The organism is Chitinimonas sp. BJB300, from assembly GCF_002735695.1.
Classification (GTDB): domain Bacteria; phylum Pseudomonadota; class Gammaproteobacteria; order Burkholderiales; family Chitinimonadaceae; genus Chitinimonas.
In genome coordinates, this window is record NZ_PDZH01000154.1 from 1 (window position 1) to 7,344 (window position 7,344).

Below are 7,344 nucleotides of genomic sequence, written 5' to 3' on the forward strand. Positions count from 1 at the left end.
GAATGCCTGAGCATCAAGACGCAGAAGAACCCATTCGCACTTTGCCGCAAGTTACTGATCAACGCCTCCCGCGCGGCTTATGATCAGTTACAGCTGCTTCTCGCAGCTACTGCGTAACATCAGTTATATTCTACAGAAAATCCACACTTTGCCTGTCAGGCAACATGCCTGCCTCAACACGCCAGTAGCGGCTTCTACGGCCTGGCCATATTTGTTTACATTTATTTTTGGCAAATCATTTGGTCTGTGAACGATCGCCACCTACGCTGAAAAATCAGTGATTACGCGTGGCGTTGAAACTTTGGCTGGGCAAAGCCATGAAGCTGTCAGAACCCGTTCACGATCTGTCGCGAGCAGTTGTCAGCAGTGTGAAGCGCAGCACAGAAACCGGAATGTACTTGAGTACATCAGGATTTCGAGCAGCACATGAGCCCTGATCACGGCCGCGCAGGAAGATCGTAGACAGGTTCTCAGAACCTATTCACGTTCTGTCACGGTGTTGTTCGACAGAATCAATAAAGGCTTTCCGCGTGCCCGAATTTACCCATGCTATCGCCAGCACTACCTTGGCTTCTCGCTTATGGCGTGGGTTTTATCTGGTGTTGGCCGTAGTCAGCTTGTGCTTGGCAGTACTTGGCCTGCTGTTGCCGGGGCTGCCCTGTACTGAATTTGTACTGCTTGCTGCCTGGGCGGCTGCAAAAAGCTCACCACGCTTGCATACCTGGTTGGTTAACCATCCGCGCTTTGGGCCAATGCTGCACAACTGGCGCAATGGCTGCATGCTGAGTCGGCGCAACAAATGGGTAGCAACCGCCTCGATGAGCTGGGGGGCAAGCCTCATTGCCTGGCAGCTACAGCCTTTGCTTGCTTTAGGTTTGATCAGTTGCATGGCATTGGTACTGATCTGGCTCTGGCACCGTATTGAACCACCCCCGGCCTGATCCCCAGCCATACTCTGTTTCGCCGATTTCCTATACGAAGAAAAATCATGCCGACACAAATATTCGTCAACCTGCCCGTCAAGAGCCTCAGCAGATCTGTTGAGTTCTTCACTGCCCTTGGCTTCAGCTTCGACCCCCATTTCACCGATGAAAACGCCACCTGCATGATCATCAGCGAGAACAGCTTTGTCATGCTGTTGGTGGAGCCTTTCTTTCAGACCTTCACACCCAAAGCGATTTGTGACGCTGACAAAAGCACCGAGGTATTGCTCTGCCTATCGCGCAATAGTCGCGCCGATGTGGATGACATGGTGGCCAAGGTGCTGGAGATCGGCGGCACAACCCCCTCGCCGTCCAAAGACTATGGCTTCATGTACCAACATGGTTTTCAGGATCTGGATGGCCACTTGTGGGAACTGATCTACATGACGCCCACAGAAGACAAGCAAAAAACCGGCTAACCGGCCTTGCGAAAGGTAAGGTTAATGCGTTGTGCACCAAGCAAAGGGTGATTACCGGGCTTGAGCGCCAATACCCCGTGGTAACGCAGCCGCGCCGGGCCACCCCACACCACCACATCACCATGTTGCAAGGAAATACGTTGGCTACGGTCGCTACGCTGTAGGCCGCCAAACAAGAAGGTGGCAGGCAAGCCGAGTGAAACCGAGACAATCGGCGCGTCGAAATCACGCTCGTTACGATCTTGATGCAAGCTGAGGCGGGCACCGGGTTGGTAGCAGTTGATTAGGCACGCATCGGGTTCAAACCCGGCAAAACCCGCAACAGCTGCAGCACGCCGGGCAAGCTGCAAAAAGATGGGAGGCATTGCCGGCCATGGTTGGTTGGTCTGCGGGTCCAACGCAGCGTAACGGTAGCCTTTCAGGTCGCTAACCCAACCAAGCTGGCCACAGTTGCTCATCGCCACCGACATCACATAACCACCCGGTGTGACCAATTGCCGAAACGGCGCCGCCGCCAGCAAGGGGGTGATGTCAGCCAACAGCGCATTTTCTTCCGGCAATGCAAAGCCATGCAGCACCACTGCGCCCGGCGCGATCGGCCATCGCCCGGCCTTGGACTCATCGGCAAACAGGTCGGCTTGCAATACACGCTCCCGGTTTACGACTGTGACTCTATTTCCAGCAAGGCGCGTTTGCGTTCCACACCCCACCGGTAACCCGACAGATTGCCGTCGCTTCGCACCACCCGGTGACATGGAATCACCACGGCCAATGCGTTGGCTGCACAGGCTCCCGCCACGGCTCTGACCGCTTTTGGCGCACCAATACGTTCGGCAATCTGGGTGTAACTGGCGGTACTGCCTGCCGGTATCTCACGCAGCGCCTGCCAAACACGCTGCTGAAACGCCGTACCCTGTACATCAAGTGGTAAATCAAGGCCCCTGGCTGGCGCTTCGACAAAACCCACCACCCTCGCCACCAGCTGTTCGAAATCATCATCGCCGCCAATTAGCTGCGCCTGGGGGAAACGATCTTGCAGGTCACGCACCAGGATGTCGGGGTCATCCCCCAGTGAGATAGCGCAGACACCTCGCTGGCTTTGCGCCACCAGAATCGCGCCAAGCGAGCACTCACCCACGGCGAAATGAATCAGCACATTGCTACCAACCGCGCGGTAATTCGTCGGTGTCATACCCAACAGACCATTGGCTTCAGCATAAAACCGGCCATTCGAGCTATAACCTGCTTCGAAAATTGCCTGCGTAACCGAATCACTCCTCCCCAACGCTGCACGCACCCGCTTGGACCGGTGTGCTGCGGCGTACGCTTTGGGAGTAAGTCCGGTAATCGACTTGAATATTCGATGAAAATGATAAACGCTGAGGCCCACTTGTTGTGCCAGCTCCGCCAGCTTCGGCGCACCCTCAGCCTCCTCGATCAATCGGCAAGCCTCGGTGACCTTGGCAGCGTACTGCACCGACAATGCAGGCTGGCCGGGCTTGCATCGCTTGCAGGGCCGGAAACCTGCTGCTTCGGCATCGGCACAACTTGCATGGAAGGCGACATTCTCGGGCTGGGCCAAGCGGGAAGAACACGATGGCCGACAGTACACACCCGTCGTACGCACCGAGTAATAGAAACATCCGTCGGCAGTGGAGTCTCGCGCCACAACAGCAGCCCACCGCGGGTCGTGCTCGATGGCACACGCAATTGTCTTGTCTTTGGTGTTCATGATGTTTCCCTTCTTGCACACACGGCAACAAGGGGAAATATATCGAAGCGCAAGCAGCGCCACACTCCGATGCTTGCTTTTGAATTCCGGCTCATCTTCCCACAACACTAAACACCGGATGGCTTAATCGGCTAACTCGGGCGGCCAATCCTGACTCAACAGGCCGTAGATATGGGTATCCTTTATCTCACCCTTGGTTAACCAGCGCTGCCGCAGTAACCCCTCACACTGGAAACCCAACCGCAGGAGCAATGTGTGGGAGGTTTTATTTAAAGGATCAACCTCAGCTTCAATACGACGCATGCCAAGCTTGCCGAAGGCATAGTCGAACAAACCGGCCAACGCCTCTTGCATATAGCCCAGGTGCCAATAGGGTTGTCCTAATACATACCCGACCTCGGCGCGACTGCTGACCAAGTCAAAACGAAACAGCAGGCACGAACCCACTACGCGTGAAGTCGCACGCTCCAGGATCACAAACTGCGCCGCACTGCCTTCCTCGTGGCGTGCTGTCACACGATCAAACCAGACCTGTGCGTCATCAATGTCTTGCCAGGTTATATAGGGCAGATAGCGGTTGACCTCTTCCACAGAGTGGATCGCCAACAGCTCGGGTAGGTCATCCTGCCGCACCAAACGTAGCTGCAAACGGGCCGTCAGGATCTCTGGAGAGTGATACACCTGCATGGACTGGCTCACTCACAAACATGGGACAAAAATGACTGCGGATGCCGGTTACACAGACGGTCTGCTGGGGCAGCCTCGCGATAGCAAATACACATAGGGCTCGATACCCAAGCACTTGCTCCCCACATCTGCGGCGCTTCTCGCGGCTGGCGGTTGCTCGTGACAAATCGTAAACAGGCTCTAAGAACCTGACTAAAGTCTACTGCGCGTCGGCAATATGGTGTTGAAAACACCCTCGGAATGCTCATTTACCACTTGTAAACTCCGCTTCCTCAGCTGTTTCCGCCTTATCTTGCCCTAGCTCGCAAGACTTTAGACAGGCTCTAAGCTTCACCCGCCTTGCGCACGCCAAACCCCTCGTGCTGGAAGCCCTCCAGCGCAGTCTGGGGAATACCCATCGGCACCTCCAAAACGATGTGCTGGGGGCTGAGATCAAAATGTGCCAGCAGGCGTGAGAAGGTATTGCCATGACCACTGCGCACATAGTCGAACAGGCGCGGATGAATGGGCAATACCAGCGGCATGGCTGCGTTGGCGACGACGAAATGATTGAGGCTATGAATCAGCCGGCATAGGCGATCAAGCTTCAACAAACCGTCCTCTCCACTGGCCAATTGAAATAACCGTTCGGTGGGAAAAGGCTCTCCATCCGGGCCTGTGGCTACCAAGGTGGCACGAGACATTATGCATTCGCCGACTTTGATGGGCTCAAAAATACTACGTAACTCGCACTTGAAGAAACGGCCAACCACCCCGTACTCATCAAGCGTAATGGGAAAGCCCGCAACCCATTGGGAAGGCAGGCTGGCAAGCCGCTCGGCAAGCTGCTGCAGTTGCTCAGGGTGCATGGCGCTATCCAGGGAAAAACCTGCATATAACGGGTGGGGCGACCTCAAAATCTCGTCTCATTCCTGGCGCTGTTGCTTAGGTGGCTCGCCAACGCTGTAGCCACCTCATTAAAAACCTATTGCAATTTTACTTCACCTTATTCTTCTTCGCTAAACACTCGTCCATAGTCTTGTTGTTCGAACTCTCCTATAAAGTTTGAAAGACAACGCAGAAACTGGCATGCCCCTGGGTACATGTCGGTTTTTGCGCTGCGCGCCACTGCTCGTGGTCAAGCGCTTAGAACCTGTCTAAGGTCTGCTGCGCATCGGCAACATGGCGTTGAAAACACCCTCGGAATGCTCATTTACCACTTGTAAACTCCGCTTCCTCGGCTGTTTCCGCCTTATCTTGCCCTAGCTCGCGAGACTTTAGACAGGTTCTTAAAGTCTGTTCACGATTCGTCACGAGCAGGTGTCATCGGGGTGAAGCACAGCACATGAACCCCGATAAACTTCATACAGCGGCAGTGAGCAGGTTCTAGCGGTTAGGCTGTGGCGTTAGCCGCAGATAAGGCCGCAAGGCACGATAGCCTCGTGGGAAACGTCGCTTGAGCTCTTCTTCCTCCTGTAAGCTGGGCACGATCACGACATCGTCGCCATTCCGCCAATTGGCAGGGGTCGCCACCTTGTATTCGTCGGTCAGCTGCAATGAATCGATCACGCGCAGAATTTCCTGGAAATTACGGCCGGTGCTGGCTGGGTAGGTCAGCGTGAGGCGTATCTTGCGGCTTGGATCGATCACAAATACGGTACGCACTGTCAGGTTAGCCAGCGAATTCGGGTGAATCATGTCATACAGCGTGGCTACCTTGCGGTCGGCGTCAGCCAGGATGGGGAAGTTCAACGTCACATCCTGCGTATCTTCAATGTCTGAGATCCAGCCCCGATGAGATTCCAACGAATCAACACTGACCGCCAGGGCTTTCACATTCCGCTTGGCAAACTCGTCTTTGAGCTTGGCTGTGAAACCTAGTTCAGTCGTGCAAACCGGGGTAAAGTCGGCAGGGTGCGAAAACAACAACACCCAACTGCTGCCCGCCCATGAATGTAGCGAAATGGGGCCTTCGGTGGACTCTTGGGTAAAGTCGGGGGCAATGTCGCCAAGTCGTAGGGTCATACAGATCTCTCCATTTGATCGGAATTCACTTCCGACCTATCTCGTTATCGATACAAGGTTGGAAACCCAACCCGCCATTGCTTGCCGCCAGCGCATATCGCACCGCTTGGAACCTGTTCTATGCAGTCCTGTGACGGCACACCACAGAATAAGCCAATCGCAGCGGCAAACGCCATAAGGCTTGGATAGGAAACCTCTCCATCCAACCGCCGGGCAACACCAGAATAGCGATTCACTTTTTATTTAGCATAGATTTGATCAAACAAGCCGCCATCCCCAAAGTGGGATTTCTGTACCTTGCCCCAGCCACCAAACAGCTGGTCGATGGTAAATAGGTTTACCTTACCGAACTGCTTGCTGTATTTCGCCGCCACTGTTGGGTCCTGTGGGCGATAGTAGTTTTGCGCGGCAATCTCCTGCCCAGCGGCGGAGTAAAGATAGGCCAGATAGGCCTGCGCCACCTTCGCAGTACCATGCTTCGCTGCTATTTTGTCGACTACCGCCACGGTTGGTTCCGCCAAAATCGATACGGATGGCGTGACAATATCGAACTTGTCTGGCCCCAACTCCTTTACCGACAAATAGGCTTCGTTTTCCCACGCAATCAGCACATCACCAATCCCCCGTTCCACAAAGGTGATGGTGGAACCGCGCGCCCCGGTATCAAGTACTTTCACGTTCTTATACAGACTGCCAACATACGCTTTGGCTTTCTGTGCATCACCGCCCGGTTGTTTCAGCGCCCAGCCCCAAGCCGCCAGGTAATTCCAACGCGCGCCACCCGACGTTTTAGGGTTCGGCGTAATCACCTCTACACCGGGCCGGATCAAATCTGACCAATCACGAATCTGCTTCGGGTTGCCTTTGCGCACCAGGAAGACAATGGTGGAACTGTAGGGCGCGCTGTTGTATTTGAGGCGCGTTTGCCAGTCTGCCGGCAGCAGCTTGGCTTTGTCAGCGATTTCGTCCACGTCCCCCGCCAGCGCCAAGGTCACGACATCGGCCTCCAGGCCATCAATCACTGCACGGGCTTGCTTGCCCGAGCCACCATGCGACTGCTTGATGTTGACCTCATCACCAGTTTTCTTCTTCCAGTCGGCGGCAAACGCCTTGTTGAAATCGCGATAAAGCTCGCGCGTGGGGTCGTAGGACACATTCAAGAGATTGATTTCGGCAGCTAGAGCCGTAAGTGGTACGAAGACGGCAACGAACGCCAGGCTGAAGGGGTTTCGAAACATAAATAGCTCCGTGGCGCTGGGATTGGATGAAAGCCAGTCTAGCCACAGCAAAAAATTCCAAAAAGGAATTATAAATAAACTTGTTATTCTATTTTGGAATTAAATAATTGATGGCATTACGCCCAATGCATTCAAGCATCGGGCGCAGTTTTAACTTATTAACTGATGTTACGCAGTAGCTGCGAGAAGCAGCTGTAACTGATCATAAGCCGCGCGGGAGGCGTTGATCAGTAACTTGCGGCAAAGTGCGAATGGGTTCTTCTGCGTCTTGATGCTCAGGC

Annotated in this window: 8 protein-coding genes; 2 read left to right on the plus strand and 6 right to left on the minus strand. The window is 54.4% G+C overall.

The genetic code is table 11. The features are described from left to right. Window positions 1-530: 530 nt before the first annotated feature. Window positions 531-941: a YbaN family protein gene (locus CSQ89_RS18535; RefSeq protein ID WP_099407554.1), complete on the plus strand. Its 411-nt coding sequence runs from the start codon at window positions 531-533 to the stop codon at window positions 939-941. A gap of 47 nt (window positions 942-988) precedes the next feature. Continuing rightward, window positions 989-1,402 carry a VOC family protein gene (locus CSQ89_RS18540; RefSeq protein ID WP_099407555.1) on the plus strand — a complete coding sequence of 138 codons (414 nt, stop codon included), beginning with the start codon at window positions 989-991 and terminating at the stop codon, window positions 1,400-1,402. Here CSQ89_RS18540 and alkB read toward each other — a convergent pair. The 6 genes from alkB to CSQ89_RS18570 form a co-directional block, all read right to left on the minus strand. Then, entirely contained in the window at window positions 1,399-2,046 is a 648-nt protein-coding gene (alkB, locus tag CSQ89_RS18545) for a DNA oxidative demethylase AlkB (RefSeq protein ID WP_233203319.1), read from the minus strand. The genes CSQ89_RS18540 and alkB overlap by 4 nt on opposite strands. 14 nt (window positions 2,047-2,060) lie before the next feature. Beyond that, window positions 2,061-3,134: a bifunctional DNA-binding transcriptional regulator/O6-methylguanine-DNA methyltransferase Ada gene (gene ada, locus CSQ89_RS18550; protein ID WP_099407557.1), complete on the minus strand. Its 1,074-nt coding sequence runs from the start codon at window positions 3,132-3,134 to the stop codon at window positions 2,061-2,063. A 123-nt stretch (window positions 3,135-3,257) separates the two neighbouring features. Continuing rightward, window positions 3,258-3,821 (minus strand): GNAT family N-acetyltransferase, encoded by a 564-nt coding sequence (locus tag CSQ89_RS18555; protein WP_099407558.1) that lies wholly within the window; start codon window positions 3,819-3,821, stop codon window positions 3,258-3,260. A 323-nt stretch (window positions 3,822-4,144) separates the two neighbouring features. Next, window positions 4,145-4,669, minus strand: a complete 525-nt coding sequence (locus tag CSQ89_RS18560) for a hypothetical protein (protein ID WP_099407559.1) — start codon at window positions 4,667-4,669, stop codon at window positions 4,145-4,147. Window positions 4,670-5,186: 517 nt separating this feature from the next. Further along, window positions 5,187-5,825: a peroxiredoxin gene (locus tag CSQ89_RS18565; protein ID WP_099407560.1), complete on the minus strand. Its 639-nt coding sequence runs from the start codon at window positions 5,823-5,825 to the stop codon at window positions 5,187-5,189. Window positions 5,826-6,064: 239 nt separating this feature from the next. Next, window positions 6,065-7,063 (minus strand): sulfate ABC transporter substrate-binding protein, encoded by a 999-nt coding sequence (locus CSQ89_RS18570; protein WP_099407561.1) that lies wholly within the window; start codon window positions 7,061-7,063, stop codon window positions 6,065-6,067. Window positions 7,064-7,344 lie beyond the last annotated feature (281 nt).

Coding starts and splice junctions, on each gene's coding strand:
- CSQ89_RS18540 (WP_099407555.1), top strand. CDS start 989: ATGCCGACACAAATATTCGTCAACCTGCCCGTCAAGAGCCTCAGCAGA.
- ada (WP_099407557.1), bottom strand. CDS start 3,134: ATGAACACCAAAGACAAGACAATTGCGTGTGCCATCGAGCACGACCCG.
- CSQ89_RS18555 (WP_099407558.1), bottom strand. CDS start 3,821: ATGCAGGTGTATCACTCTCCAGAGATCCTGACGGCCCGTTTGCAGCTA.
- CSQ89_RS18560 (WP_099407559.1), bottom strand. CDS start 4,669: ATGCACCCTGAGCAACTGCAGCAGCTTGCCGAGCGGCTTGCCAGCCTG.
- CSQ89_RS18565 (WP_099407560.1), bottom strand. CDS start 5,825: ATGACCCTACGACTTGGCGACATTGCCCCCGACTTTACCCAAGAGTCC.
- CSQ89_RS18570 (WP_099407561.1), bottom strand. CDS start 7,063: ATGTTTCGAAACCCCTTCAGCCTGGCGTTCGTTGCCGTCTTCGTACCA.